General features: G+C 55.0%; 23 protein-coding genes. 9 read left to right on the top strand and 14 right to left on the bottom strand.

Going from position 1 to position 25,726, the window contains the following annotated elements; translation table 11 throughout:
* The first annotated feature begins 23 nt into the window (after window positions 1-23).
* A complete protein-coding gene (pnuC, locus tag MY052_RS16620) occupies window positions 24-743 on the top strand; it encodes a nicotinamide riboside transporter PnuC (protein WP_123651712.1) in 720 nt (239 codons plus the stop codon).
* Here the strand turns inward: pnuC and zitB are convergent.
* The gene (zitB, locus tag MY052_RS16615; RefSeq protein ID WP_035892197.1) at window positions 740-1,684 is read right to left on the bottom strand and encodes a CDF family zinc transporter ZitB; all 945 of its coding nucleotides are present in this window, start codon (window positions 1,682-1,684) and stop codon (window positions 740-742) included. The genes pnuC and zitB overlap by 4 nt on opposite strands.
* 333 nt (window positions 1,685-2,017) lie before the next feature.
* On the opposite strand from zitB, the gene aroG reads away from it, so the two are divergent.
* The 3 genes from aroG to MY052_RS16600 all read left to right on the top strand — a co-directional run bounded on the left by aroG (window position 2,018) and on the right by MY052_RS16600 (window position 6,411).
* Window positions 2,018-3,070: a 3-deoxy-7-phosphoheptulonate synthase AroG gene (gene aroG, locus MY052_RS16610; protein ID WP_035892198.1), complete on the top strand. Its 1,053-nt coding sequence runs from the start codon at window positions 2,018-2,020 to the stop codon at window positions 3,068-3,070.
* Between the two features lie 174 nt (window positions 3,071-3,244).
* Window positions 3,245-5,413 carry a TonB-dependent receptor gene (locus MY052_RS16605; RefSeq protein WP_248537443.1) on the top strand — a complete coding sequence of 723 codons (2,169 nt, stop codon included), beginning with the start codon at window positions 3,245-3,247 and terminating at the stop codon, window positions 5,411-5,413.
* Window positions 5,414-5,424: 11 nt separating this feature from the next.
* Window positions 5,425-6,411, top strand: a complete 987-nt coding sequence (locus tag MY052_RS16600) for an ABC transporter substrate-binding protein (RefSeq protein ID WP_202216217.1) — start codon at window positions 5,425-5,427, stop codon at window positions 6,409-6,411.
* Between the two features lie 40 nt (window positions 6,412-6,451).
* Here MY052_RS16600 and gpmA read toward each other — a convergent pair whose 3' ends face one another.
* The 7 genes from gpmA to modE form a co-directional block, all read right to left on the bottom strand.
* Window positions 6,452-7,204, bottom strand: coding sequence for a 2,3-diphosphoglycerate-dependent phosphoglycerate mutase (gpmA, locus tag MY052_RS16595; RefSeq protein ID WP_035892201.1), 753 nt, complete (start codon window positions 7,202-7,204; stop codon window positions 6,452-6,454).
* A 274-nt stretch (window positions 7,205-7,478) separates the two neighbouring features.
* The gene (galM, locus tag MY052_RS16590) at window positions 7,479-8,519 is read right to left on the bottom strand and encodes a galactose-1-epimerase (RefSeq protein WP_248537442.1); all 1,041 of its coding nucleotides are present in this window, start codon (window positions 8,517-8,519) and stop codon (window positions 7,479-7,481) included.
* Window positions 8,513-9,661 (bottom strand): galactokinase, encoded by a 1,149-nt coding sequence (gene galK / locus MY052_RS16585; RefSeq protein ID WP_248537441.1) that lies wholly within the window; start codon window positions 9,659-9,661, stop codon window positions 8,513-8,515. Before galK ends, galM begins: the two co-directional genes overlap by 7 nt.
* A 2-nt stretch (window positions 9,662-9,663) precedes the next feature.
* A complete protein-coding gene (galT, locus tag MY052_RS16580) occupies window positions 9,664-10,710 on the bottom strand; it encodes a galactose-1-phosphate uridylyltransferase (RefSeq protein ID WP_035892205.1) in 1,047 nt (348 codons plus the stop codon).
* A 10-nt stretch (window positions 10,711-10,720) separates the two neighbouring features.
* Window positions 10,721-11,737 (bottom strand): UDP-glucose 4-epimerase GalE, encoded by a 1,017-nt coding sequence (galE, locus tag MY052_RS16575; RefSeq protein ID WP_248537440.1) that lies wholly within the window; start codon window positions 11,735-11,737, stop codon window positions 10,721-10,723.
* A 270-nt stretch (window positions 11,738-12,007) separates the two neighbouring features.
* Complete coding sequence (gene modF / locus MY052_RS16570; protein WP_248537439.1) at window positions 12,008-13,477, bottom strand: molybdate ABC transporter ATP-binding protein ModF; 1,470 nt, start codon at window positions 13,475-13,477, stop codon at window positions 12,008-12,010.
* A gap of 67 nt (window positions 13,478-13,544) precedes the next feature.
* The gene (modE, locus tag MY052_RS16565) at window positions 13,545-14,333 is read right to left on the bottom strand and encodes a molybdenum-dependent transcriptional regulator (protein ID WP_035892209.1); all 789 of its coding nucleotides are present in this window, start codon (window positions 14,331-14,333) and stop codon (window positions 13,545-13,547) included.
* Window positions 14,334-14,463: 130 nt separating this feature from the next.
* On the opposite strand from modE, the gene MY052_RS16560 reads away from it, so the two are divergent.
* The 4 genes from MY052_RS16560 to modC all read left to right on the top strand — a co-directional run bounded on the left by MY052_RS16560 (window position 14,464) and on the right by modC (window position 17,313).
* Window positions 14,464-14,613 carry an AcrZ family multidrug efflux pump-associated protein gene (locus MY052_RS16560; protein ID WP_035892210.1) on the top strand — a complete coding sequence of 50 codons (150 nt, stop codon included), beginning with the start codon at window positions 14,464-14,466 and terminating at the stop codon, window positions 14,611-14,613.
* A 176-nt stretch (window positions 14,614-14,789) separates the two neighbouring features.
* Window positions 14,790-15,563, top strand: coding sequence for a molybdate ABC transporter substrate-binding protein (modA, locus tag MY052_RS16555; RefSeq protein WP_035892211.1), 774 nt, complete (start codon window positions 14,790-14,792; stop codon window positions 15,561-15,563).
* Complete coding sequence (gene modB / locus MY052_RS16550; protein WP_035892212.1) at window positions 15,563-16,252, top strand: molybdate ABC transporter permease subunit; 690 nt, start codon at window positions 15,563-15,565, stop codon at window positions 16,250-16,252. The genes modA and modB overlap by 1 nt, the downstream gene beginning before the upstream one ends.
* Before the next feature lie 2 nt (window positions 16,253-16,254).
* Window positions 16,255-17,313, top strand: coding sequence for a molybdenum ABC transporter ATP-binding protein ModC (gene modC, locus MY052_RS16545; RefSeq protein ID WP_123651722.1), 1,059 nt, complete (start codon window positions 16,255-16,257; stop codon window positions 17,311-17,313).
* On the opposite strand, the gene MY052_RS16540 is transcribed toward modC, so the two are convergent.
* Complete coding sequence (locus MY052_RS16540; RefSeq protein ID WP_115074602.1) at window positions 17,314-18,132, bottom strand: pyridoxal phosphatase; 819 nt, start codon at window positions 18,130-18,132, stop codon at window positions 17,314-17,316.
* A gap of 129 nt (window positions 18,133-18,261) precedes the next feature.
* Between MY052_RS16540 and pgl the strand changes: the two genes are divergently transcribed.
* Window positions 18,262-19,257 carry a 6-phosphogluconolactonase gene (pgl, locus tag MY052_RS16535; protein WP_035892216.1) on the top strand — a complete coding sequence of 332 codons (996 nt, stop codon included), beginning with the start codon at window positions 18,262-18,264 and terminating at the stop codon, window positions 19,255-19,257.
* A gap of 98 nt (window positions 19,258-19,355) precedes the next feature.
* Here pgl and MY052_RS16530 read toward each other — a convergent pair whose 3' ends face one another.
* The 5 genes from MY052_RS16530 to MY052_RS16510 form a co-directional block, all read right to left on the bottom strand.
* Window positions 19,356-20,639 carry a putative acyl-CoA thioester hydrolase gene (locus tag MY052_RS16530; RefSeq protein WP_248537438.1) on the bottom strand — a complete coding sequence of 428 codons (1,284 nt, stop codon included), beginning with the start codon at window positions 20,637-20,639 and terminating at the stop codon, window positions 19,356-19,358.
* A 209-nt stretch (window positions 20,640-20,848) separates the two neighbouring features.
* Window positions 20,849-21,406: an MltR family transcriptional regulator gene (locus tag MY052_RS16525; protein WP_227675190.1), complete on the bottom strand. Its 558-nt coding sequence runs from the start codon at window positions 21,404-21,406 to the stop codon at window positions 20,849-20,851.
* Window positions 21,407-21,573: 167 nt separating this feature from the next.
* Window positions 21,574-22,728 carry a mannitol-1-phosphate 5-dehydrogenase gene (locus MY052_RS16520; RefSeq protein WP_248537437.1) on the bottom strand — a complete coding sequence of 385 codons (1,155 nt, stop codon included), beginning with the start codon at window positions 22,726-22,728 and terminating at the stop codon, window positions 21,574-21,576.
* Window positions 22,729-22,781: 53 nt separating this feature from the next.
* Window positions 22,782-24,767 carry a PTS mannitol transporter subunit IICBA gene (locus MY052_RS16515; protein ID WP_035892221.1) on the bottom strand — a complete coding sequence of 662 codons (1,986 nt, stop codon included), beginning with the start codon at window positions 24,765-24,767 and terminating at the stop codon, window positions 22,782-22,784.
* A 459-nt stretch (window positions 24,768-25,226) separates the two neighbouring features.
* A complete protein-coding gene (locus MY052_RS16510) occupies window positions 25,227-25,703 on the bottom strand; it encodes a kinase inhibitor (RefSeq protein WP_123651727.1) in 477 nt (158 codons plus the stop codon).
* Between the last annotated feature and the right edge of the window lie 23 nt (window positions 25,704-25,726).

The raw sequence follows: 25,726 nt of genomic DNA, 5'->3' as shown, positions 1-25,726 counted from the left end.
ACCTCTAACGCGCTGGAGTTAAAATGGATTTCTTTAGTACGCAAAATATTCTGGTTCATATACCGCTGGGTGCGGGAGGGTACGACCTCTCGTGGATAGAAGCGGTTGGGACGGTCGCCGGTCTGCTCTGCATCTGGCTGGCAAGCCTTGAAAAGATCGTGAACTACCTGTTTGGTCTGATAAACGTAACGCTGTTTGCGATTATCTTTTTCCAGATTCAGCTTTACGCTAGCTTGCTGCTTCAGCTGTTTTTCTTTGCCGCCAATCTGTACGGCTGGTACGCGTGGTCGCGGCAAACCAGTCAGAATGAGGCTGAGCTTCAGATTCGCTGGCTGCCGTTGCCAAAGGCGCTGAGCTGGCTGGCGGCATGTGTAGTGGCGATTGCGTTGATGACGCTCTACATCGACCCCGTTTTCGCCGTGCTTACGCGTGTTGCGGTCAACGTGATGCAGGCAATGGGCGCGAACGTGGTGATGCCGACGCTACAGCCGGATGCGTTCCCGTTCTGGGATTCCTGCATGATGGTACTGTCGATTGCGGCGATGGTGTTGATGACACGCAAATATGTCGAGAACTGGCTGCTTTGGGTCATCATCAACGTCATCAGCGTGGCGATTTTTGCCCTGCAGGGCGTTTATGCGATGGCGCTGGAATATCTGATCCTGACCTTCATTGCCCTGAACGGTAGCCGGATGTGGATGAATAGCGCACGTGAACGGGGTTCTCGCGCGCTGTCCCATTAGTGGTGGTGATGATGCCCGTGTTCGGAATGCGCCTCGTTAAGGTGGCATTCCGGGCCGTTACAGGGCTGGTATTCCATCTGCACCGTCGCATGGTCTATCTGATAGTGTTCTTCAAGGAAATGATGAATACGATCCAGCAGCGCATCGTGATCGTGCGGTGGCACGACCTGAACGTGCAGCGTCATCAAGGGTTTTTCGCCGACTAGCCAGACGTGCACGTGGTGAACATCGCGTACTTCCGGAAGCGAACGGCGCATATTGCGCTTTAACGCGGCAACGTCAACCGACTGCGGTGCACCTTCCAGCAGTTCATTCATACTCTCTTTCAGCAATGACCAGGCGCTGCGCAGCACCAGGCAGGAGACCAGTACCGACAGGATCGGGTCGATAGGCGTCCAGCCGGTAGTCATAATCACTACTGCCGCGATAATCGCGCCGACAGAACCGAGCAAGTCACCCATGACGTGCAGCGCCGCAGCGCGCACGTTCAGGTTTTTCTCTTCACTGCCGCGATGCAAAATCCAGAAGGCCAGAATATTTGCCAGCAGGCCAGCGACAGCAATGGTCATCATGGTGACGCCAGCGACCGGCTGCGGATGATAGAAGCGCTGCACAGCCTCCCAGACAATCAGGATGATGATAAACAGCAGGGCGATGGCGTTGACGAAGGCGGCGAGAGTGGTCAGGCGCAGCCAGCCAAAGGTATGACGCCCGCTCGGTGGCCGGTTGGCAAAGCGAACGGCCAGCAGCGCAAACAATAACGCGGCTGAATCAGTCAGCATATGCCCGGCATCGGCGAGCAGCGCCAGCGATCCGGAGACAACCCCGCCAATCGCCTCAACGACCATAAACCCAGCGGTGACCCCAAAAGCCAGCAATAATCGACGGGCGTTGCCATCATTCTGCGTGGTGTGCGAGTGTGAATCATGCCTATGCGCCATGACGCTCATCCTTCCCTATTTGAGTGTGACTATCTGACATCATTGCAGATCTTTGCTTTTTCCGCACAGAAATAAGCGACGCAATCCCACGGGCAAAAATAGCGTCTAATGCGATAAGTGATATTGAAATATATTGTTTTTAAATTAATTTGCAGATAATTACGTTGGAGATTGCTGTTTAAACTCTAATTAATCGCTATTAAATTCTGGTTTGTAGGGTTTTTTTAGTCATTATTCGGCTAAAGTGTAAAAGCCAGTTTACACTTTTTGGCTGACGATATAGATTGAAGGGATTGCACTCAATTGTATAAGTATGGCAACACTGGAACAGTCATGAATTATCAGAACGACGATTTACGCATTAAAGAGATCAACGAGTTATTACCTCCTGTAGCGCTCCTTGAAAAATTCCCAGCCACCGAGAATGCCGCCAATACGGTGTCTCACGCCCGCAAAGCGATCCATCAGATCCTGAAAGGTGAAGACGATCGTCTGCTGGTAGTGATTGGTCCTTGCTCTATTCACGATCCGGTTGCTGCCAAAGAGTACGCGCAGCGCCTGCTGAAAATTCGCGAAGAGCTGCAGGGTGAGCTGGAAATCGTTATGCGCGTCTACTTTGAAAAGCCGCGTACCACCGTTGGCTGGAAAGGGCTGATTAACGATCCGCATATGGATAACAGCTTCCAGATTAACGATGGCCTGCGTATCGCGCGTAAGCTGCTGCTTGATATTAATGACACCGGTCTGCCGGCAGCGGGCGAGTTCCTGGATATGATCACCCCGCAGTACCTGGCTGACCTGATGAGCTGGGGCGCGATTGGCGCGCGTACCACGGAATCTCAGGTTCACCGTGAGCTGGCTTCCGGCCTCTCTTGCCCGGTCGGTTTCAAAAACGGTACTGATGGCACGATTAAAGTAGCCATTGATGCCATCAATGCTGCCGGTGCGCCGCACTGTTTCCTGTCCGTCACCAAATGGGGTCACTCTGCGATTGTGAACACCAGCGGTAACGGCGATTGCCATATCATCCTGCGCGGTGGTAAAGAGCCAAACTATAGCGCTTCCCATGTGGCGGCGGTGAAAGAGGGTCTGGCGAAAGCAGGCCTCCCGGCACAAATCATGATTGATTTCAGCCACGCTAACTCCAGCAAGCAGTTCAAAAAGCAGATGGAAGTGGGCGCTGACGTTTGCAAACAGATTGCCAACGGCGAGAAAGCGATTATGGGCGTGATGATTGAAAGCCATCTGGTAGAAGGCAATCAGAACCCAGATAGCGGCGAGCCGCTGGTGTATGGCAAAAGCATCACCGATGCGTGCATTAACTGGGAAGATACCGACGTTGTACTGCGCCAACTGGCGAATGCAGTCAAGGCTCGACGCAGCTAATTCCTTACCTCATTTCGTCTTAAAACCGGCTGACCATGCCGGTTTTTTTATATAAAAATCTTGTAATCATAAAGGGTTATCTCAAGCCCTTAAAAGTTTTGAAATGATTGAGATCAAATTTACACATACATATCGATCGTAATATAAATATTTACATAACGATTGATAATACAAATGAATAAGCCTACCCAATTGGCAACGCTGTTGCCGCTACTTATCACTCTGGCGCCGCAAAGCGCGCATGCTAAATCGTCTACCGAAGACACCATGGTGGTGACCAGCCAGCCCGAAGCCGATACTACGCACGCGGCTTCCGGCGCGGGATTTAAAACTAACGATATCGATGTGGGCCCGCTCGGCACCAAATCCTGGGTTGATACGCCATATTCCAGCACCACCGTCACCAAAGAGATGATCGAAAACCAGCAGGCGCAAAGCGTCAGCGAACTTCTCAAATACTCACCCAGTACGCAAATGCAGGCGCGCGGCGGCATGGACGTTGGACGTCCGCAGAGCCGCGGCATGCAGGGCAGCGTGGTGGCGAACAGTCGCCTGGATGGACTGAATATTGTCTCTACAACGGCATTCCCGGTGGAAATGCTGGAGCGATTGGATGTGCTTAACAGCCTGACAGGTGCGCTTTATGGCCCGGCGAGCCCTGCGGGTCAGTTTAACTTTGTGGCGAAACGCCCAACGGAAGAAACGCTGCGAAAAGTGACTTTAGGTTATCAAAGCCGCAGCGCGTTCACCGGCCACGTTGACCTGGGTGGACACATTGATGATGAGCATCGTTTTGGCTATCGCGTAAACGTGCTGAATCAGGAAGGCGAGGGGAACCTGGATGACAGTACGCTGCGCCGTAAGCTGCTTTCCGTTGCCTTCGACTGGAATATTCAGCCTGGCACGCAGCTACAGCTCGATGCCAGCCACTATGAATTTATCCAGAAAGGTTATCCAGGAAGCTTCAGCTATGGTCCCGGCATTAAACTGCCTTCCGCGCCAAATCCAAAAGATAAGAACCTGGCGTTGCATACCGCCGGTAACGATCTGACGACCGATACCATTAGTACTCGACTCATTCACTATTTCAATGATGACTGGTCTGTGAACGCCGGAGTGGGCTGGCAGCAGGCGGATCGCGCTATGCGCAGCGTGTCGAACAAAATCATCAACAACAACGGCGATATTAGCCGCTCGATGAAAGACTCGACTGCTGCCGGACGTTTTCGCGTGCTGAGTAATACGGTAGCGCTGAACGGGCATGTGGATACCGGTTCTATCGGGCATGATATTGCGCTCTCGACGACGGGTTACGTTTGGTCACTGTACAGCGCAAAAGGCACCGGGTCGTCATACAGTTGGGGAACCACCAACATGTATAACCCTTCCTCAATGGAAGAGCTGGGTGATGGGAAAATTCGTACCAGCGGCGATCGCTATAAATCCAGCGTAAACACGCAGCAGAGCATCACCCTGGGCGATACGGTCACCTTTACGCCGAAGTGGTCTGCGATGTTCTACCTTAGCCAGAGCTGGATTCAGGCGCAGAACTACAATAAAAGCGGTAGCAAAACCAGTCAGGTTGATGAGAATGGCCTGAGCCCTAACGCCGCGATTATGTACAAAATCACGCCGAACGTGATGAGCTACATCAGCTATGCTGAATCGCTGGAACAGGGCGGCACTGCACCAACGGATAGCGGCGTGAAAAACGCCGGTCAGACGCTCGATCCTTACCGTAGCAAGCAGTACGAAATGGGTCTGAAGGCCGATGTCTCCGGGATGAACCTGGGCGCGGCGCTGTTCCGTCTTGAACGCCCGTTTGCTTATGTTGACCCGACGGAAAATGTCTATAAAGAGCAAGGTAATCAGGTCAATAACGGGCTTGAGCTGACGGCTTCCGGCAACGTTTGGCAGGGGCTGAATATCTACAGCGGTGTGACCTTCCTTAATCCAAAACTGAAAGATACCGTTAGCAGCGCGACCAGTGATAAACAGGTTGTTGGGGTGCCTAAAGTGCAGGCTAACCTGCTGGCAGAGTACAGCCTGCCATCGATGCCTGAATGGGTGTACAGCGCGAACGTGCACTATACCGGTAAGCGCGCCGCCAACGATACCAATACCGCCTGGGCCAGCAGCTATACAACCTGGGATTTAGGCACTCGATATACCACTAAAATCAGCAACGTACCGACCACCTTCCGCGTAGTGGTCAATAACGTGTTTGATAAGCATTATTGGGCGTCTATTTTCCCATCAGGTACCGATGGCGATAACGGTTCCCCAAGCGCCTTTATCGGCAGCGGCCGCGAAGTTCGCGCATCCGTAACGCTGGACTTCTAAAGGAAAATGGCATGACGATAAGTCGTCTTATCCCCGCGCTAGCCTGGCTGGTGGCGGGGAGCCTGTTTGCTGCCACGCCGCAAAGTGATGTTCGCATTGTCTCGCCGTGGCCAGCGCAAAACACCATCATCGCCATGCTGGGCTACGGCGATAATATTGTCGGGACCTCCCAGGTTGCCAAACGGATCCCACTCTTTCGCCAAAGCCTACCGCGGATTGACGATGTACCGGTGGTGAGCGTCAACAATGGGCATGAACTGAATCCTGAACGCATTCTTTCGCTTCGCACTCAGCTCCTGTTCGTGCCGAAATCAATGAGTATTCCTCGCCAATCCCTACTGGAAGGCGCGGGGGTTCGCATATTGGCCTTTGAGGCGAATTCAATGGCGGCGCTCACCGCGAGGGTACAGAAAACGGCAGATGTGCTGGGGCCAGATGCCCAGGAAAAAGCCGCGCGCTATCAGCACTATTTTGATCACAACGTCGCGCTGGTGGCCTCACGGCTGAAAGACCTGCCGGATAATGAGCGACGCGCGGTGTATCACAGTATGGGCAACGCGCTGACCACCACCGGTAAACCGTCATTGAATCAGGACTGGATGGACCTTGCCGGTGCCCGTAACGTGGCTGAAAATTGGTTTGCGGCTAAACCTAATCGTGCCGGTGAAGTCTCACTGGAACAGATTCTGGCGGCTAATCCGGCGGTTATCGTTGCCATGAATAAACGCGATGCCGATGAAATGATGACGTCGCCACAGTGGGCTCAGGTTGATGCGGTGATTCACCATCGGGTGTACGTGAATCCTAAAGGGATGTTCTGGTGGTGTCGGGAGACGAGCGAAGAGGCGTTACAGTTCCTGTGGTTGGCAAAAACGCTTTATCCTCAGCGATTTACCGACGTGGATATGCGCCAGGAAACGCGACGCTTTTATCAGACGTTTTTTGCACTCTCGCTTAGCGACGCGCAAATTGACGAGATACTCAATCCGTCAAAATAGAGGAAATGCCGGATAGCGAAAACTATCCGGCATTGGTGTATTACTTCGCTTTACCCTGGTTCGCGACGGCAGCTGCTTTCGCAGCGATTTCGTCAGCGTTACCCAGATAGTAATGTTTGATTGGCTTGAAGTTCTCGTCGAACTCATACACCAGCGGTACGCCGGTTGGGATGTTCAGTTCGAGGATTTCGTCTTCGCCCATGTTGTCCAGGTATTTCACCAGTGCACGCAGGGAGTTACCGTGAGCGGCGATGATCACGCGCTCACCGCTTTTCAGGCGTGGCAGAATGGTTTCGTTCCAGTAAGGGACGACGCGTTCGATGGTCAGCGCCAGGCTTTCGGTGGTTGGCAGCTCTTTATCGGTCAGCTTCGCGTAACGCGGGTCGTGGCCCGGGTAGCGCTCGTCATCTTTGGTCAGCTCTGGTGGGGTTACCGCGAAGCCACGGCGCCACTGTTTAACCTGCTCGTCACCATATTTTTCAGCGGTTTCAGCTTTGTTCAGACCCTGCAGCGCACCGTAGTGACGCTCGTTCAGCTTCCAGGATTTCTCAACCGGCAGCCAGGCCTGATCCAGTTCATCCAGCACGTTCCACAGAGTGTGGATGGCACGTTTCAGCACGGAGGTATAAGCAAAATCAAAGCTGAAGCCTTCAGCCTTCAGCAGTTTACCTGCCGCTTTTGCTTCGCTAACGCCTTTCTCAGACAGATCAACGTCGTACCAACCGGTAAAGCGGTTTTCGTTGTTCCACTGACTTTCACCGTGACGAACCAGTACCAGCTTAGTTACAGCCATACTCTCACTCCTCAAGCTTTATTGAATGATAACAATTCTCATTATATTGCCGCGATAGGCTCGACGGCAACGCTTATGCATAACCATAGCGAAAATAGTGCTCCAGTGTAAGGTGCATGTGAATCAGGCGTTATGATTTTGTCTTTGCGTGGCGCAATTTTCAGCGATGTGCCTAAAACTTCGTCGAGAGAGTGGGGAAATACCCGGCGTCGCTTCGCTCGGCCGGGCTACGCGTAGGCCGGATAAGCGAAGCGCCACCCGGCAAAACGTAATATTACAACGCGGTAAACTGATATTCCGTCAGGCTGACATACTCTTCACCTGGGCGCAGCACGCAGTCCGGCTGCGGCCACTCTGGATGGTTCGGGCTATCCGGCAGAAACTCGCTTTCCAGCGCCAGGCCTTGCCAGGCGGCGTAAGGCTGCGGGCTACGGGATAACGTGCCGTCCAGATAGTTACCGGAATAGAACTGAATTGCCGGTGCGGAGGTATAAACCGCCATCTGCAGTTTTTCATCTGCGGACCAAACGTTGGCGACCACTTTACTGGCATCGCCTTTTGCCTGAAGCAGGAAAGCATGATCGTAGCCTTTCACTTTCTTCTGGTCATCGTCGCTTAGGAAATCCTGCGCCACGGTTTTCGGTTCACGGAAATCGAAGCTGGTGTTCGCAACATCTTTCAGCCCATCGTGCGGGATCCCACTCTCATCAACGGGCAGATAAGCATCCGCCAGCAGCTGCAGCTTGTGATTACGCACATCGGTCTGATTGCCGTCGAGGTTGAAATAGACGTGGTTTGTCAGGTTCACCGGACAGGCTTTATCGACGCTTGCGCGGTACTCAATCGAAATACGATTATCCTCGGTGAGGCGATAGGTCGCCTTTGCCTGAAGCTCGCCCGGATAGCCCTGGTCGCCGTCAGGCGAGGTGAGGATGAAAACGGCCTCCGTAGGGTTCTGAGAGGCAATCGCCCAGCGGCGCTTGTCAAAGCCTTCAGGACCGCCGTGCAGCTGATGCTGACCCTGGCTTGGCGCAAGCTCGACCGTCTTCCCGTCCAGCGTATAGCGGCTGTTGGCGATACGGTTAGCATAGCGGCCAATAGAAGCGCCGAGGAACGCCGCTTGCTCGGTATACTGTTCCGGCGACGCACAGCCCAGCAGCGCTTCGCGCACGCTGCCGTCTTTCATCGGAATGCGCGCAGACAAAAGCGTGGCGCCCCAATCCATTAACGTCACCACCACGCCATTGGCGTTGCGTAACGTAATCACTCGGTACGGCTGGCCATCTGCGGCCAGCGCTGGCGTTTCTCTTAGCACTGTCCTGCTCCTTGTGACGGTTTGCAGACGTAGAACGTCTCTTTAATTCCTGTTTTGGCTTCGTACTGTTCGGCCACGGCCTGTTGCACCGCAGGCACCAGCGTTTCAGGGATCAGCGCCACGATGCAGCCGCCGAATCCGCCGCCGGTCATGCGTACGCCGCCCTGGTCGCCGATGGTTGCTTTCACGATCTCAACCAGCGTATCAATCTGCGGCACGGTGATTTCGAAATCATCACGCATGGAAGCGTGGGACTCAGCCATCAATTGGCCCATACGCAGCAGGTCGCCTTTTTCCAGCGCAGCGGCCGCTTCAACGGTACGCGCGTTTTCAGTCAGCACGTGACGCACGCGCTTAGCCACAATCGGGTCAAGCTCATGGGCAACGGCGTTGAATTCGTTGATGGTCACGTCGCGCAGCGCTGGGCGCTGGAAGAAGCGTGCGCCGGTTTCACACTGCTCGCGACGCGTGTTGTACTCGCTGCCGACCAGAGTGCGTTTGAAGTTACTGTTGATGATGACGACCGCGACGCCTTTCGGCATGGATACCGCTTTGGTGCCAAGCGAACGACAGTCGATCAACAGCGCGTGGTCTTTCTTGCCGAGTGCCGAGATAAGCTGGTCCATAATGCCGCAGTTACAGCCGACAAACTGGTTTTCTGCTTCCTGGCCGTTCAGCGCAATCTGCGCGCCGTCGAGCGGCAGATGATACAGCTGCTGGAAAACGGTGCCGACCGCTACTTCCAGAGACGCCGATGAGCTCAGGCCCGCGCCCTGTGGCACGTTGCCGCTGATAACGAGGTCTGCGCCGCCAAACGCGTTATTGCGTTTTTGCAGATGCTTCACCACGCCGCGTACGTAGTTTGACCACTGCTGGGTATCGTGGCTAACGATCGGGGCATCGAGAGAGAACTCGTCGCTCTGGTTGTCGTAGTCGGCGGCAATCACGCGTACCAGGCGGTCATCACGCGGCGAGCAGCTGATTACCGTCTGGTAATCAATGGCGCACGGCAGAACAAAGCCGTCGTTGTAGTCGGTGTGTTCACCAATCAGGTTAACGCGGCCCGGAGCCTGAATAATGTGGGTAGCAGGGTAGCCGAATTTCTCAGCGAACAGGGTTTGGGTTTTATCTTTCAGACTCATTGTTATTCTCCGGACTCGCGAAAGTGGATGTCGCTGACCGCACGCAGGCGTTCAGCCGCTTGTTCTGCCGTCAGGTCACGCTGGGTTTCTGCCAGCATTTCATAGCCAACCATAAATTTGCGCACGGTAGCGGAGCGCAGCAGCGGCGGATAGAAATGGGCATGCAGCTGCCAGTGTGCGTTCTCTTCTCCGTTAAACGGTGCGCCGTGCCAGCCCATAGAGTAGGGGAAGGAGCACTGGAACAGGTTGTCATAACGGCTGGTCAGTTTTTTCAGCGCCAGCGCTAAATCGTCACGCTGCGCTTCGGTTAAATCGGTAATACGCAGCACGTGCGCTTTTGGCAGCAGCAACGTTTCGAACGGCCACGCCGCCCAGTACGGCACCACCGCCAGCCAGTGCTCGGTTTCTACGACCGTGCGGCTACCATCGGCCAGCTCGCGGTTAACGTAGTCAACCAGCATTGGCGATTTTTGCTCGGCGTAGTACTCGCGCATCAGGCGGTCTTCACGCTCAATCTCGTTTGGCAGGAAGCTGTTAGCCCAGACCTGTCCGTGCGGGTGCGGGTTGGAGCAGCCCATCGCCGCGCCTTTGTTTTCGAATACCTGTACCCACGGGTACTGCTGGCCAAGCTCTGCGGTCTGCTCCTGCCAGGTTTTCACCACGGCTTTCAGCGCATCGACGCTCAGCTCCGGCAGCGTTTTGCTGTGGTCTGGCGAGAAGCAAATCACCCTGCTGGTGCCGCGTGCGCTCTGGCAGCGCATCAGCGGATCGTTGCTTTCCGGCGCGTCCGGCGTGTCGGTCATCAGCGCAGCAAAGTCATTGGTAAAAACGTATGTGCTGGTGTAGTCGGGGTTTTTATCACCCGTCACCCGGGTATTACCTGGGCATAAAAAACAATCCGGATCGTGCGCGGGCAGCGTTTGTTTTGCTGGTGTCTCTTGCGCTCCTTGCCAGGGGCGCTTTGCACGATGCGGCGATACAAGGATCCACTGGCCGGTTAACGGATTAAAACGGCGGTGTGGATGGTCGACGGGGTTAAATTGCGTCATGACAAAATCCTTAGTCTGGATATCCCTGAGGATGACGGGACTGCCAGTTCCAGGTGTCCTGCGCCATTTCGTCAAGGTTACGGGTTACGCGCCAGTTCAACTCCTGGTCAGCTTTGGTTGCATCGGCCCAGTAAGCGGGGAGATCGCCATCGCGACGTGGAGCAAAATGGTAATTAATCGGTTTGCCACAGGCCTTGCTGAACGCGTTAACCACATCCAGCACGCTGCTGCCAACGCCTGCGCCCAGGTTGTAAATATGTACGCCAGCTTTGTTCGCCAGTTTTTCCATCGCGGCGACGTGGCCGTCGGCGAGATCCATGACGTGGATGTAGTCACGCACGCCGGTACCGTCGGGCGTTGGGTAGTCGTTACCGAAAATGGCTAGCGATTCGCGACGGCCCACGGCGACCTGTGCGATGTACGGCATCAGGTTGTTCGGGATGCCCTGCGGGTCTTCACCCATATCGCCAGACTGATGAGCACCCACCGGGTTGAAATAGCGCAGCAGCGCAATGCTCCAGTCCGGCTGCGCTTTTTGCAGGTCGGTCAGGATCTGTTCAACCATCAGTTTGCTCTTACCGTACGGGCTTTGCGGCGTGCCGGTCGGGAAGCTTTCAACGTAAGGAATTTTTGGCTGATCGCCATAGACGGTTGCGGAGGAGCTGAAGATGAAGTTTTTGACGTTGGCGGTACGCATGGCGGCAATCAGACGCAGGGTACCGTTGACGTTGTTGTCATAGTACTCCAGCGGCTTTTGCACGGACTCACCGACGGCTTTCAGGCCCGCGAAGTGAATCACCGCCTCAATGGCGTGATCCTTGAGGATCTCAACCATCAGCGCTTCGTTACGAATATCACCTTCGACGAAGCTCGGCTGCTTGCCGCCCAGGCGGGCGACAACCGGAACGACGCTGTGCTTGCTGTTGCACAGGTTATCGAGGATGACAACATCGTGACCTTGTTGCAGCAGTTGCACACATGTGTGGCTTCCTATGTAACCGCTACCACCTGTAACCAATACTTTCATTTTTAGCTCCGTTAAGCTTATGGCATGGAATAACCTTAGCATAACAGAGAAGCCAAAAGTGTGACATGGGCTAAATTAGTGGAATCGCTTACACTACTTGAATCAGTGCAACAATCTCAGCAGATTGCATTATAAATCAAAGGGGTTAGCTGGGTGGGGTGAAAAAAGTCTGAAAAAGGTGAGGTGATAATCGGAACGTGTTGTGTAAACCCGGCGGCGCTTCGCTTGGCCGGGCTACAAGCGTAGCGCCATCAGGCAATCGTGGCGGTCTTAAACTGGGCCGACTTCGTAACGATAGCCGTCGCCATCGGCGACGAATTCCAGCCGGTGGGTGATGCACTCCGGCGCGTCTTCCGCATGGTGCGATACAAACAGCAGCTGCGTTTTACCTTCACTAATCAGTACGTCCACAAAGCGGCGAACCACCTGGCGGTTGAGCGGGTCCAGCCCCTGAAGTGGTTCATCGAGGATCAGCAGCGTAGGGTGCTTCACCAGCGCGCGGACGATCAGCGCCAGCCGCTGTTGCCCCCAGGAAAGGCTGTGGAACGGTGCGTCGGCGGTGCGCGGGTCCATGCCGAGGATTTGTAGCCACTCATCAACCAGCTTGCGCTGTTTATCCGAAACCGCCTGGTAAATGCCGATAGAGTCGAAATAGCCAGAGAGGATGACATTGCGCAGCGTGGTGCTCACCCGGTAGTCCAGATGCAGGCTGCTGCTGACATAGCCGATATGTTTTTTAATGTCCCAGATGGTTTCACCGCTGCCGCGTCGACGGCCAAACAGCGTCAGATCGTTACTGTAGCCTTGGGGATGATCGCCAGTCACCAGGCTCAGCAGGGTGGATTTACCCGCGCCATTGGGGCCCACAATTTGCCAGTGTTCATCCGGGGCTACCGTCCAGCTTAAATGGTCGATGATCGCGCGATCGTTATAGGAGACTACGCCGTCGTTCAGCACGATGCGCGGCATGTCATCAGCGATAGAGAGCCGGGCTGATGGGGCATCTGGCTCGGGCAAGGTCATGCCGGAAAGTTTCTCACTGTGCGCCAGCTGCGCAATCAGCGTTTGTTCGAGCAGCGCTTTCTTCTCGCCGGTTTCCGTTAGCGTACAGTCGGCCAGTACCCCGGCAAACGGCACGAAATCAGGGATATCGTCAAAGCGGTTAAGCACCAGCACCAGCGTATAACCTTCCTGATGCAGCACCGCCAGATGTTCTGCTAACTGGCGACGAGAGGCCACGTCCAGCCCGTCAAAAGGCTCATCGAGGATTAATAGATCCGGCTGCGCCATCAGCGCCTGACAGAGCAGCGTTTTGCGGGTTTCACCGGTGGAAAGGTATTTAAAGCGGCGTTCCAGCAGATGGCTGATGCCAAACTGTGCGGCAAGCCGGGCGCACAGCGCCTCGTCTTTGACTTCATCCTGGATAATTTGCGCCGTCGTGCGCCCGGTGTCGTCTTCGTCAGGGCTCAGCATGTCGGTGTTGTTGCGCTGCCACTCGTCGCTGACCAGCTTTTGCAACTGTTCGAAGGAGAGACGGGTGATCCGGGTAAACGAGCTGTCGCGGTTGCCGGAGAGTATCGGAAGCTCACCGGCCAGCGCGCGGGCCAGCGCTGATTTACCGCTACCGTTGCTACCAACAAAGGCCCAGCTCTCACCAGCTCGCAGTTTCAGATGCTCAATTTTTAACGTTTTTGTGTCGCTAAGACGAAACGTGCCTTGCGAAATATGCAATGATGACATGATGTATCCCGTTTTTTGCAGCAATATGCATCAGGGATACGTCTTCCTTAGCGCAAAGTCAATGCCATCAGCACAACGTGGCAAGAATGATGCGATCGGCGTTAAAGTATGCTGTCACGTCAGCACCTTCTTCCAGCCCCGCGGCTTCTGCCAGCGGCAGGGTGGCGCATAGCGTCTGTCCATCCGGCAGTGCCATCAACACTTCACACTGTTCTTCGCCGCGCTGAATATGGCTTATCTGGCAAGGTAGTTGGTTGTCTGCCGATGCGGCGACCTGTGGGTCACGGGTGACGCTAACCCACGGTGCTTTCAGCAATACCAGCACTTCTTTGCCTTCATCTAGCCCTAAACGTTCGCCGCTCTGGGCGGTAATGGCGACCTTGAGGCGCGTACTGCCGTCGGCCAGCAGAATATCCACGTGCTGTTGCACCTGCTGGTGGTCACGTTGGGTCACGGTACCAAACCACTGGTTGCGGGCGCTGGTTTGCAATGAGAAGCGCGAAATGGCAGCGAGCAGGCTGTCTAACGGCAGGGCATCATCATCGCTCAGTACATCAAAGGCTTTCTGCTGGATCTGCGCCAGCAGGTCGTAAAGCTGAATCAGGCGCTGACCGTAGCGGGTAAGCACCGCGCCGCCGCCGCCTTTTCCCCCGGTCGCCCGGTCAACCAGCGATTGCTCGCTTAGCTGGTTCATTTCATTAATTGCATCCCATGCGCTCTTATAACTGATACCCGCATTTTTCGCTCCCTGGCTGATAGAGCCGGTCTGTGCTATCTGTTTGAGGAGTGAAATGCGGCGCGGATCGGCGAACAGGCGCTGCTGAAGCTTGAGGGTAAGAAGGATTTCGGCCTGCATAAGAGTATCCTGGCAATAAAAAGGGTATTCTGACCCAAATGTTAGCAAGCGCAAAGCACACCGCACAAAAGGGAGTGTAATTCTGCGATATCCGGTTACAATAACCGCATCACAATGTCTGGAGTAAACCATGTTAGAGCTGTTGAAAAGTCTGGTTTTTGCCGTAATCATGGTACCCGTAGTGATGGCTATCATCCTGGGGTTAATTTACGGTCTGGGTGAAGTGTTTAACATCTTCTCCGGTGTCGGTCATAAAGACGGCAACCAGCAAAACCACTGATTTCCTCAAAACGCCCGGTCTAACCGGGCGTTTTGCTATGAAGTTCTTCACACTCCTGCCGATAACATCCCGTAAACACAGCAATAATTCATGTATCTGTAATGCATTAATCCAGGAAAGCCCCTATACTCTGCGCTGTATTTTTCGATATACAACGCCACACACAGGAGTTTCAAATGACAGGTTCATGGTTACGTTTGTTTGCAGGGGCGACTTTAACCCTTTCCGTTGCGGGTCACGCGCTGGCTGATGAAAGCAAGATCACCGTATTTGCGGCAGCATCGCTGACTAACGCAATGCAGGATATTGCGAAAGAATATAAAAAAGAGAAGAACGTTGAAGTTGTCTCTTCTTTTGCCTCTTCTTCTACGCTGGCACGCCAGATTGAAGCCGGCGCACCGGCTGACCTGTTTATCTCCGCTGACCAGAAATGGATGGACTATGCGGTTGATAAGAAAGCTATCGACACTGCAACCCGCGAAACCCTGCTGGGTAACAGCCTCGTCGTTGTGGCGCCAAAAGCCAGCGCCCAGGGCGATATCACCATTGATGCGAAAACCAACTGGACCAGTCTGCTGAAAGGCGGCCGTCTGGCGGTAGGCGACCCGGATCACGTACCGGCAGGCATCTACGCGAAAGAAGCGCTGCAGAAGCTGGGCGCATGGGAAACGCTGTCACCAAAACTGGCTCCGGCTGAAGACGTTCGCGGCGCACTGGCATTGGTTGAGCGTAACGAAGCCCCGCTGGGTATCGTGTACGGTTCCGATGCGGTCGCCAGTAAAGGCGTCAAAGTGGTCGGCACCTTCCCGGAAGATTCTCACCAGAAAGTGGAATACCCGATTGCCATCATCGATGGCCATAAAAACGCAACCGTCTCGGCGTTCTATGACTACCTGAAAGGGCCGCAGGCATCCGAAATCTTTAAACGTTACGGATTTACGACTCGCTAATGATATTGACCGATCCCGAATGGCAGGCGGTTCTGCTGAGCCTGAAAGTTTCGTCCCTGGCCGTGGTGTTTAGCCTGCCGTTTGGGATCTTTTTCGCCTGGTTGCTGGTTCGTCGCAGCTTCCCGGGTAAAGCGCTGCTCGATGGTCTTATCCATCTGCCGCTGGTGCTGCCGCCGGTGGTGGTTGGGTACCTGCTGCTGATTGCGCTAGGGCGGCGTGGTTTTATCGGTTCCTGGCTGTATGACTGGTTCGGGCTGACCTTCGCGTTTAGTTGGCGCGGCGCGGTGATTGCCGCAGCGGTGATGTCGTTCCCGCTGATGGTTCGCGCCATTCGTCTGGCGCTGGAAGGGGTAGACGTCAAGCTGGAGCAAGCGGCGCGCACGCTGGGCGCTGGACGCTGGCGGGTGTTCTGCACCATTACGCTGCCGCTGATGCTACCGGGAATTATCGTCGGCACCGTGCTGGCCTTCGCCCGTTCGCTTGGCGAGTTTGGCGCGACCATTACCTTCGTTTCTAACATCCCAGGCGAGACGCGCACCATTCCTTCCGCGATGTATACCTTGATTCAGACCCCCGGCGGCGAAAGCGCGGCGGCGCGTCTGTGTCTGATTTCTATCGTGCTGGCGCTGATTTCCCTGATGATTTCTGAATGGCTGGCAAGCATTAGCCGCCGTCGGATGGGAGCGTAACCATGCTGGAGCTAAACTTTAGCCAGACGCTGGGTACGCACTGTCTGCAAATCGATGAATCCCTACCTGCTTCGGGTATTACCGCCGTGTTTGGCGTTTCCGGAGCGGGTAAAACGTCGCTGATTAACGCCATTAGCGGCCTGACTAAACCGCAGCAGGGGCGAATTGTCCTCAACGGTCGCGTATTAAATGATGCGGAGCAGGGCGTGTGTCTGGCGCCGGAAAAACGCCGCGTCGGCTACGTGTTCCAGGATGCGCGTCTGTTTCCGCACTATAAGGTGCGCGGGAATCTGCGCTACGGCATGGCAAAAAGTATGGCCGATCAGTTCGATAAGCTGGTGGCGCTGCTCGGGATTGAACCTCTGCTCGACAGACTGCCTGGCAGCCTCTCCGGCGGCGAAAAACAGCGCGTGGCGATTGGCCGCGCGCTGCTAACCGCACCGGAATTGCTGCTGCTTGATGAACCGCTGGCCTCGCTTGATATTCCGCGTAAACGTGAGCTGCTGCCGTATCTGCAGCGCCTGGCGCGGGAAATCAATATTCCCATGCTCTACGTCAGCCACTCGCTGGATGAGATCCTGCATCTGGCTGATAAAGTGCTAGTGCTGGAAGGCGGAAAGGTGAAAGCCTTTGGCAATCTGGAAGAGGTGTGGGGCAGCAGCGTGATGCATCCGTGGTTGCCGCAGGAGCAGCAGAGCAGCATTTTGCGCGTCACGGTGCTGGAACATCATCCGCATTATTCAATGACCGCACTGGCGCTGGGTGACCAGCATATCTGGGTGAATAAACTTGATAAGCCGCTACAGAGCGCGGTGCGCGTGCGCATTCAGGCCACCGATGTGTCGCTGGTGCTACAACCTTCGTTACACACCAGTATTCGTAACGTCCTGCACGCGAAGGTGGTGCAGTGTTACGACGATAACGGGCAGGTGGAAGTGCAGCTGGACGTCAGCGGGCGCACGCTGTGGGCGCGCATCAGCCCGTGGGCGAGGGATGACCTGGCGGTTAAACCAGGCCAATGGCTCTACGCTCAGGTGAAAAGCGTTTCCATCACCGCCTGATCACAGCAGGTGGTGGTTAATGTAATCGGCGATGGCATCAGTGGTGTTGTCGCCAATCACCACGTTGGCGCGGGCTTTTACCGCGTCATCGGCATTCCCCATCGCCACGCCGGTTCCGGCCGCTTCCAGCATACTGATGTCATTAAAGTTATCGCCAAATGCGACCACGTCCTGCATCGACCAGCCCTGGGCGGTGATAAACTGCGTCAGGCGTTTGCCCTTGCTGTTTCCCTGGCGGGCAATATCGACCTGATCGTGCCATGACCATTCGCACTCCAGCTGCAGCGTTTTTTCGACGTGGTCGGCGAATTCACGCAGCTTTTGGCCGTTTTCATCGGTCAGCGCGAATTTCCAGACGTTCTCGACTTCGTGAGCGGCCTGCGCCAGTGAATCGACCTGGGTGAACGACGGACGCTGCGCTTCCGGCAGGCTTTGTGCCCAGTTGCTGGTGCGGATAACGTGGCCGGTTGGGTACTGATACATCATGGTATCGTCGACGTACATCAGGCCATGTACCTGATGTTCATCCAGCAGGGTAATCAGTTGCTGGGCTTTTTCGACCGGCATTGGATCGGCATCAAGTACTTTTTTATTTTGATAATCATAAAGATAAGTGCCATTACAACAAATTGCAGGTGTATCTAACGCCAGTGCCTGATAAAAAGGATGAATGGCAACGTGATGTCGACCGGTGACAATCATTAATTGATAGCCCGCCGCACGGGCACGATTCAGTGCTTCCAGTGAAGAGGGGAGAAGGGTTTTCTTAGGCGTCAGGAGCGTTCCGTCCAGATCCAGGGCAATCACACGTGCAGTCATAGTGTTGTCTCGAGTTAAAGAGAAAATTCGCTGTGCAGGATGGTACACCGAGATACCTGTACGGCAAAATTGTGTGGACCAGGCAGCGTGTCGTCGCTGCCAATTCAATGATTTCAGAAAGGAGTAGTCATGAAACAGACCGTTTATACCGCCAGCCCGGAGAGTCAGCAGATCCACGTCTGGACGCTGAACCATGACGGCAGCCTGACGTTGGTTCAGGTGGTGGATGTTCCAGGTCAGGTACAGCCAATGGTCATCAGCCCTGATAAACGTTTTCTGTACGTCGGCGTACGCCCTGAATTCCGCGTGCTGGCCTACCGCATTGCGCCGGACGATGGCGCACTGACCTATGAAGCTGAGGCACCGCTGCCGGGTAGCCCTACCCATATCTCTACCGACCGCAAAGGCAACTTCATCTTTAGCGCCTCCTATAACCAGGCCAACGTCAGCGTTATTCGTCTGGAAGATGGCCTGCCGCGCGATACCGTGACGGTTGTGGAAGGGCTGGATGGCTGTCACTCCGCGAATATTTCCCCGGACAACCGCACCCTGTGGGTTCCGGCGTTGAAGCAGGATCGCATCTGCCTGTTCACCCTGAGTGACGACGGCTTCTTGTCCGCTCAGACCCCGGCGGAAGTGACCACCGTAGAAGGCGCCGGTCCGCGGCACATGGTGTTCCATCCGAACGAACAGTACGCTTACTGCGTCAACGAACTGAACGGCTCTGTAGACGTCTGGGAGCTTAAAGATCCGTACGGCAAAATCGAATGCGTGCAGACGCTGGATATGATGCCTGCTGATTTCACCGATACCCGCTGGGCGGCTGATATTCATATCACTCCAGATGGTCGTCACCTGTACACCTGTGACCGTACTTCCAGCCTGATTACCATCTTCAGCGTATCCGAAGATGGCAGCGTGCTGTCACTGGAAGGCTTCCAGCCGACCGAAACGCAGCCGCGTGGCTTCAACGTCGATCACAGCGGGAAATACCTGATTGCTACCGGACAGAAATCACACCACGTCGCGGTGTATGAGATTGCTGGTGAGCAGGGGCTGCTGCAAGAGAAAGGGCGTTACGCGGTAGGCCAGGGCCCAATGTGGGTAGTCGTTAACGCACATTAAACGGTAACCCGGCCAAGCGAAGCGCCGCCGGGAATCGGCTCTGTGCCACATTCAGGCAACAATAAAAAGGGCTCATTCAATGAGCCCTTTTTGCTGGATTACTTCTTAGGTTCAGCCACCACGTGACTTCCCACGCCGCGGTTGTTGTACTCCCACATGCGGTTGAAGTTACGATCGTTCAGATCGCGTTTCAGTTGACCTTTCTCGTCCTGCGCGCCGGTATTGCCGCTGAACGGACGTTTAGAAACGGCAGCGTCAGCCCACGGTTTCGCCGAGTTAAAGCCTTCGTTAATCACGCTATCGCGAATTACAACCTGACCGTTGGTGTTGCCATCCACGTCCAGAGAACGGCCCAACTGCGCCACGCCGTCACCGGCTGCGGTGAAGGTGCTGTTGGTGGCCAGGAAACCGTAATAGACGTTGGACAGCGTTGCTGGCGCGAACACGTAACCTTCCTGCTGGGTACGAGAGTTCACCACGCGGAAGTCGGTTTTATCGAACACCACGGCGCCACGACCGGAAACGATATCCACATCGCCTTCCAGATAGCTGTCGGTGACCAGCGTACGGGTCTGGCGGTTGTTCTGCAGGCGGTTATCGACGCCGCTGTTGGTCACGAAGAAGGTGTTCTGACGGCCCAGAATGTTCACTTTGTTAATCTGGGTTTTATCGCCATCGGTACGCAGGGCTACCGCCTGATGCGTTCCGGCATCCACGCTGTCACCGAGGTTGTTTTCGATGGTCAGGTTCTGCAATTGCAGACCGTTGTTTTGCGACCAGACTACTGCGGAGCACATCACGCCCACGGTTGCGCTGCGCTTACTCTGGCAGCTGTCAAACATATACCATGCTGGTTTACCCGGCATGTACTTGCCGCTTGGGTTCACCTGACGACGCCAGGTCGTTGGGTCCATCTCGGAGTCGATCGCCAGACCGATTTTTACGTCGATCGCTTTCTCGCCGGTACCATAAATGGTCACGCTACCCGGTGCTGCTGGAATGTAGACGGTGCCCTGGTATTCACCTGGCAGAACCGCGATGTACAGACGAGAGCTGCTGTGGCGAGCAATCGCGGCATCAACCGCAGCCTGAATGGTGGTGTGAGTCACACCCTGAGTGCCAGCAGGACCTACGACGAAGTCTGCTTTGGCCGGAACGGCGATGGAAGACGGAGACCAGGCGGCAGCGTTAGGGTCAAGAGAAGAGAAATAACGCGCGGCGACAAAGTTCTGCGCTTCATCCGCTGACAGCACCGGGCGAGACGCCGTACCAGGGGCGGCCTGGTCAGAAGGCTGCTGATCCGCAGGGGTTGAGCTGCAAGCCGTCAGTGTCACGCCAAAAGCCAATGCCAGCGCCAGACGAGAAACCGAGAAAGTGTTCATGTTGCTCCAGGCTAATTTAAGTGAATGTGAATCCCGTAAAAGCAGCCTTTTTATACTAAGTTGAGCGAAACGGGAAGATGTGCTGGCAAAAAAATCACCTGTTTTTTTGCCGACTTACCGTGAAGTACGCAGGAGGGGAAAGCATCTGGCGGAAAAGACCGCCGTGCGAATAGCCTATGCAGAGGGTTGATGTGCAAAAGGCGGGGCGGTCAGAACGCTTTTTTGTGCGACAAACGGGTAATCAAGTCAGTGACGCTCAGTACCAATGCGGAGCGCACCATCTGCTGATAGCGCTGTTCCTGCATGGTCCGCAGCGCGTCATCCACGACATCTTCCGGCATATGCAGCGTTGGCTGAGGCGGCAGCGCCGTCATGCAGTGCAGCATACTAATCGGGCCAAGGATTTCATCGTCGGTGAAGCTGTAAACAATATTCTCTTGTTCCAGCTCGTTGTTCAGGGCAACCAGCAGCTCAACGTCTTCGTATTCGTCGCGGCTAATCACACCGAGGGCGTAAATCAGCTTGAGGCGCACCGACAGGTTGGCCAGCGGGCCGCTGCCTTCGAGTAGTGGCTCAACCGCGTATTTCACCGCGTAGTCATCTTTGCGAAAGGCCTGCAGGATCAACAGGTCTACCGCTTCGGCGAGCAAAATGACCGTTGTCTGAATAAACCCGCTGAGCGTCTGGCGCGCGTTGAGCTTTTCGAGAACCCGGTTTTCGGCGGCCTGGTTTTTATAAAGGTCAGATTCGTCCATTGTTGCCATCATGGTGGTTTCATTGACCGAAGCGCGTGACTTTACGGGAGCCTGCTCCTTCGGATGAGGTCCTTTTATCTCTGGTTGCGCGATCACGCGCAGGCGATTTTGTTTCATCTTACCTTCTTATTCCGGAGCTGCTGCCAGCGCAGCAGCTCCAACCCAATGGGCAACAACATTTATTTCCGTTGCATGGCGTTATACACATTCACAATCTGAGCGACAAGGGCTGGCTCGTCCTGCAGGCCGCAGACCTGGGTCACAGTGTGGGTGACGCCATTATCACGCAGCCGGTCCACCATTTCTTGCGCCTGCGGGTCATTGCTGCTGCGATAGCTTAACGCTGCCGCGATGCCCATCACCAGGTTGCTGTAGGGCAGGCCGTACTCCAGCGTGCCGCGCAATGGCTTAATCAGGCGGTCACCTTCACTCAGTTTACGCAGCGGCTGACGGCCAACGCGCTCAACATCGTCATGCAGATACGGGTTTTCAAAACGCGTCAGGATTTTTTCGATGTAAGCGGCATGCTGTACAGGATCAAAGCCATAACGTTTGATCAGCACGTCACCGCTTTCGGTCATTGCGCCTTTCACGACATCGCGAATCGCCGGATCCAGAATGGCATCGCGAATGGTTTTATGTCCGGCTAGCTGTCCAAGATAAGCGGTAATCGCATGACCCGTATTGAGGGTAAACAGCTTACGCTCGATATAGGCCATCAGGTTGCTGGTGGATTCCATCCCCGCAATATCGGGAAGCTGGCCTTTAAACTGCGTGCTGTCGACAATCCATTCGCTGAAGGTTTCAACGGTGACATCCAACGGATCGTCGTTCGCCGCGGAGCCCGGCGGCACAATGCGGTCGACGGCAGAATCGACAAAACCGACGTGTTCTTCCACCCAGCCGTGAAGCTCGGTAGGCATCGCCAGCAGTACGTGCTGCTTGAGCTGGCTGGTGCCGCGCACCATATTTTCGCAGGCAATAATGTTCATCGGCTGCTGATTGCCGCTTTGGTGGCGGGCAATCAGCCCTTGCGCCAGCGTGCTGGCGATTTTGCTCAATACCTGTGGGCCAACGGCAGTGGTGATGATGTCCGCCTCGGCAATTTGTCGGATGGCATCCTGGCTGTTGCTGTGGATGGCGCTCACGCGGTTGACCTGCTCGACGCGGGCGTTTTCGCCCACCACGTTGACCTGATAGTGCTGCTGGTGCGCCAACTGATCGACCAGCGGCTGATTAACATCGGCAAAGGTTAACTCCGCCTGTGCGTCGGCCAGCAGTTTGCCAATGAAGCCCCGGCCAATATTCCCTGCACCAAAATGAATCGCTTTCATAAATCTGACCTCGAGAAAATCTTTCCATGTCAGGGGCGTCTGCCCCTGAAGCCTTATGCTGCTTGCTCGCCTGACAGAATCTGCAGGATTTCCTGAACGCTGGTGGTCTGCGTCAGACGCTCAATCACGTCTTTATCATCCAGCGCGTTCGCTAAGCGGGCGATAACCTGGACGTGCTCGTTGTTGCGGGCGGCAATGCCAATAACCAGCCGGGCAATATCGTCCGGCTCATCGCCGAATCGAACGCCTTCTGGGTACTGACAAATGACAATCCCGGTGCGCAGCACGCGGTCTTTGGCTTCGACGGTACCGTGCGGCACCGCGATGGATTCTCCAAGATAGGTGGTGGTCAGCGCTTCACGCGCCAGCATGGCGTCAACGTAGTCCGGCTCAACGTAGCCACCGGAAACCAGCATCTCACCGGCAAAGCGGATGGCCTGAGCCTTATTCTCGGCGGTCAGGTTGAGGAAAATGTTGTCTGCGCTGAGCTTAAACAGATTCTCGTCGCGCTCGGTGCCGTCGAACGCGTCGTCGTTCGCCGCGATAATCGTCTGGTTAATAAGACGGCTGTCGTTGGCGGCGGCAGGCAGTTTAGCTGCCAGCAGACGAGTGGTCAGGTCGGTATACAGGCCGCTATCCAGGAAGTTAGAGAGCGACATATGCATCGCCTGTGGTGCAAAGCGCATGGCGCGTTCGGTTAAATCCTGATGGGTAATCACCAGGTCAACATCGTCAGGCAGACTGTTGATGGCGCAGTTGGTGACTGAAATATGGGTCAGACCCGCATCTTTAACCTTCTTGCGCAGCACGCCTGCGCCCAATGCGCTGGAACCCATGCCCGCATCGCACGCCACGATGATTTTACGCACGTGGTGCAAATCTTTAGAGAGGTCGAGCGTTTCGCTACGCATCGCAGGCTGTGGCAGCTCACCGGACGATTTCCCGCCGGATTTAGACTGCTGCTTCAGGCTCTGCATGCGGCGGGTGGCTTCGGCCAGACCGTTACTCTCTTCATCGCCAACGCGAACGCGCTTCAGCAGCATAGAGGCGGTCAGGAAGGAGACCAGCGTTGAGGCCAGAATCGACAGCACCACGCCAATAATGGAGGCCTTCGGCGTCATCAGCAGTACGGCAAAGATAGAACCTGGAGAAGCCGGGGAGACCAGACCTGCGTTGAACAGGGTCAGGGTAAATACGCCGGTCATGCCGCCCAGAATCACCGCCAGAAGCAGGCGTGGGTTCATCAGCACGTACGGGAAGTAAATTTCGTGGATGCCACCGAAGAAGTGAATGATTGCCGCACCGCCCGCAGACTGTTTGGCGCTACCTTTGCCAAAGAACATGTACGCCAGCAGCACGCCGAGGCCTGGGCCTGGGTTTGCTTCAATCAGGAAGAAGATAGATTTACCGGTTTCGGTGGCCTGCTGAATACCCAGCGGTGAGAAGATACCGTGGTTAATGGCATTGTTGAGGAACAGGATTTTCGCCGGTTCAACAAAGATAGAGGTTAACGGCAGCAGGTTGTTCTGCACCATGACGTTAACGCCCGTTGCCAGCGCTTTAGAGAGCAGCTCAACCATCGGGCCAATGGCCAGGAAGGCGAGCATCGCCAGCAGCATGCCGATAATACCGGCTGAGAAGTTGTTCACCAGCATCTCAAAGCCGCTTTTGATTTTACCGTCAACCCAGCGGTCGAAGCGTTTAATTGCCCAGCCGCCCAGCGGGCCGGCAATCATCGCGCCCATAAACATTGGCATATCGGCGCCAACGATAACGCCCATGGTGGTGATGGCACCGACCACGCCACCGCGTTCGCCGCCGATAAGGCGACCACCGGTGTAGCCGATTAACAGCGGCAGCAGGTAGGTGATCATCGGGCCAACCAGTTTGGCTAACGTCTCGTTAGGGAGCCATCCGGTGGGAATAAATAATGCAGTAATCAAACCCCAGGCAATGAATGCGCCAATATTGGGCATCACCATATTGCTGAGGAAGCGGCCAAAATTCTGTACCTTGACCTTGATATCTGGTGATAACATAAAAACACCCCTCGTGGTGCGCGTCTTAGATGCTGCGCGTCGTCATAGTCGTGATGGTTTCGCCAAAAACCATCCAGTCGTTCTGTATGCAAAATCGACTCTATCACGGCGTTTTCGTCTCGCGTACCCCGAGGGGTGTTTGTGATCTGGATCACCATCCAAACCCTATCAAATGGCTGTTTATAGTGATATTCATCACATAAACAGGCTGTAAGTCGGCAACAAAGCGAAAATCTCACCTTTACCGGACGGTTTTTTGTGATTTAAATCACCTTTTGCATTGGGCTGTTTGTTTTTGAATTGTGATCAAATTCACAAGATATATTTACATTCCTCTGACGCTTCCTTGCTTTCCCTTCACGCTTCGACCTTTACGTTAGAAAATTACAGCACGGCGCCTCAGGCACAAAAAAGCCCTGCCAGGTTTCCCGAGCAGGGCTTTAACAGAGCGTTTTTTGATTAGCTGAACAGGGCGGTAATGGATGCGCTGCCGAGGCTATGGAAGTGCACGTTGAAGCCAACCATCGCGCCGCTGGCGCCTTCATCAACCTCAATGCTCTCAACGTCCATCGCGTGGACGGTGAAGATATAACGGTGGGTTTCACCTTTTGGCGGAGCCGCGCCGCCGTAGCCCGCTTTACCGAAGTCGGTACGCGTTTGCAAAGCGCCTGCCGGTAAGCTGACCAGGCCAGAACCTGCGCCGGCTGGCAGTTCGCGGGTGTCTGCTGGAATATTGGCAACAATCCAGTGCCACCAGCCGGAGCCGGTTGGTGCATCCGGGTCGTAACAGGTTACGACAAAGCTTTTGGTGCCAGCGGGGACATCGTCCCAGGCCAGATGGGGAGAAAGGTTTTCGCCATCGTAGCCCATGCCGTTGAACACCTGGCGATGGGGAAGCTTTTCACCGTCACGCAGGTCGTGGCTGACTAATTTCATCAACTGCCTCCTTTGTTAATCAA

Origin of the sequence: Kluyvera ascorbata (assembly GCF_023195735.1) — a bacterium.
In the GTDB taxonomy this organism is placed as follows: Bacteria; Pseudomonadota; Gammaproteobacteria; order Enterobacterales; family Enterobacteriaceae; genus Kluyvera; species Kluyvera ascorbata.
This window is presented reverse-complemented; position numbering and strand designations above follow the sequence as displayed.

Excerpts from the sequence above, each read along its gene's own strand:
- modA (WP_035892211.1), top strand. The coding sequence starts at position 14,790 with ATGACAGGTTCATGGTTACGTTTGTTTGCAGGGGCGACTTTAACCCTT.
- galK (WP_248537441.1), bottom strand. The coding sequence starts at position 9,661 with ATGAGTCTGAAAGATAAAACCCAAACCCTGTTCGCTGAGAAATTCGGC.
- pnuC (WP_123651712.1), top strand. The coding sequence starts at position 24 with ATGGATTTCTTTAGTACGCAAAATATTCTGGTTCATATACCGCTGGGT.
- MY052_RS16520 (WP_248537437.1), bottom strand. The coding sequence starts at position 22,728 with ATGAAAGCGATTCATTTTGGTGCAGGGAATATTGGCCGGGGCTTCATT.
- MY052_RS16530 (WP_248537438.1), bottom strand. The coding sequence starts at position 20,639 with ATGAACACTTTCTCGGTTTCTCGTCTGGCGCTGGCATTGGCTTTTGGC.
- aroG (WP_035892198.1), top strand. The coding sequence starts at position 2,018 with ATGAATTATCAGAACGACGATTTACGCATTAAAGAGATCAACGAGTTA.
- zitB (WP_035892197.1), bottom strand. The coding sequence starts at position 1,684 with ATGGCGCATAGGCATGATTCACACTCGCACACCACGCAGAATGATGGC.
- pgl (WP_035892216.1), top strand. The coding sequence starts at position 18,262 with ATGAAACAGACCGTTTATACCGCCAGCCCGGAGAGTCAGCAGATCCAC.
- galT (WP_035892205.1), bottom strand. The coding sequence starts at position 10,710 with ATGACGCAATTTAACCCCGTCGACCATCCACACCGCCGTTTTAATCCG.
- MY052_RS16515 (WP_035892221.1), bottom strand. The coding sequence starts at position 24,767 with ATGTTATCACCAGATATCAAGGTCAAGGTACAGAATTTTGGCCGCTTC.
- MY052_RS16605 (WP_248537443.1), top strand. The coding sequence starts at position 3,245 with ATGAATAAGCCTACCCAATTGGCAACGCTGTTGCCGCTACTTATCACT.
- galE (WP_248537440.1), bottom strand. The coding sequence starts at position 11,737 with ATGAAAGTATTGGTTACAGGTGGTAGCGGTTACATAGGAAGCCACACA.
- modB (WP_035892212.1), top strand. The coding sequence starts at position 15,563 with ATGATATTGACCGATCCCGAATGGCAGGCGGTTCTGCTGAGCCTGAAA.
- gpmA (WP_035892201.1), bottom strand. The coding sequence starts at position 7,204 with ATGGCTGTAACTAAGCTGGTACTGGTTCGTCACGGTGAAAGTCAGTGG.
- MY052_RS16600 (WP_202216217.1), top strand. The coding sequence starts at position 5,425 with ATGACGATAAGTCGTCTTATCCCCGCGCTAGCCTGGCTGGTGGCGGGG.
- MY052_RS16560 (WP_035892210.1), top strand. The coding sequence starts at position 14,464 with ATGTTAGAGCTGTTGAAAAGTCTGGTTTTTGCCGTAATCATGGTACCC.
- modC (WP_123651722.1), top strand. The coding sequence starts at position 16,255 with ATGCTGGAGCTAAACTTTAGCCAGACGCTGGGTACGCACTGTCTGCAA.
- modE (WP_035892209.1), bottom strand. The coding sequence starts at position 14,333 with ATGCAGGCCGAAATCCTTCTTACCCTCAAGCTTCAGCAGCGCCTGTTC.
- MY052_RS16510 (WP_123651727.1), bottom strand. The coding sequence starts at position 25,703 with ATGAAATTAGTCAGCCACGACCTGCGTGACGGTGAAAAGCTTCCCCAT.
- MY052_RS16525 (WP_227675190.1), bottom strand. The coding sequence starts at position 21,406 with ATGATGGCAACAATGGACGAATCTGACCTTTATAAAAACCAGGCCGCC.
- modF (WP_248537439.1), bottom strand. The coding sequence starts at position 13,477 with ATGTCATCATTGCATATTTCGCAAGGCACGTTTCGTCTTAGCGACACA.
- MY052_RS16540 (WP_115074602.1), bottom strand. The coding sequence starts at position 18,132 with ATGACTGCACGTGTGATTGCCCTGGATCTGGACGGAACGCTCCTGACG.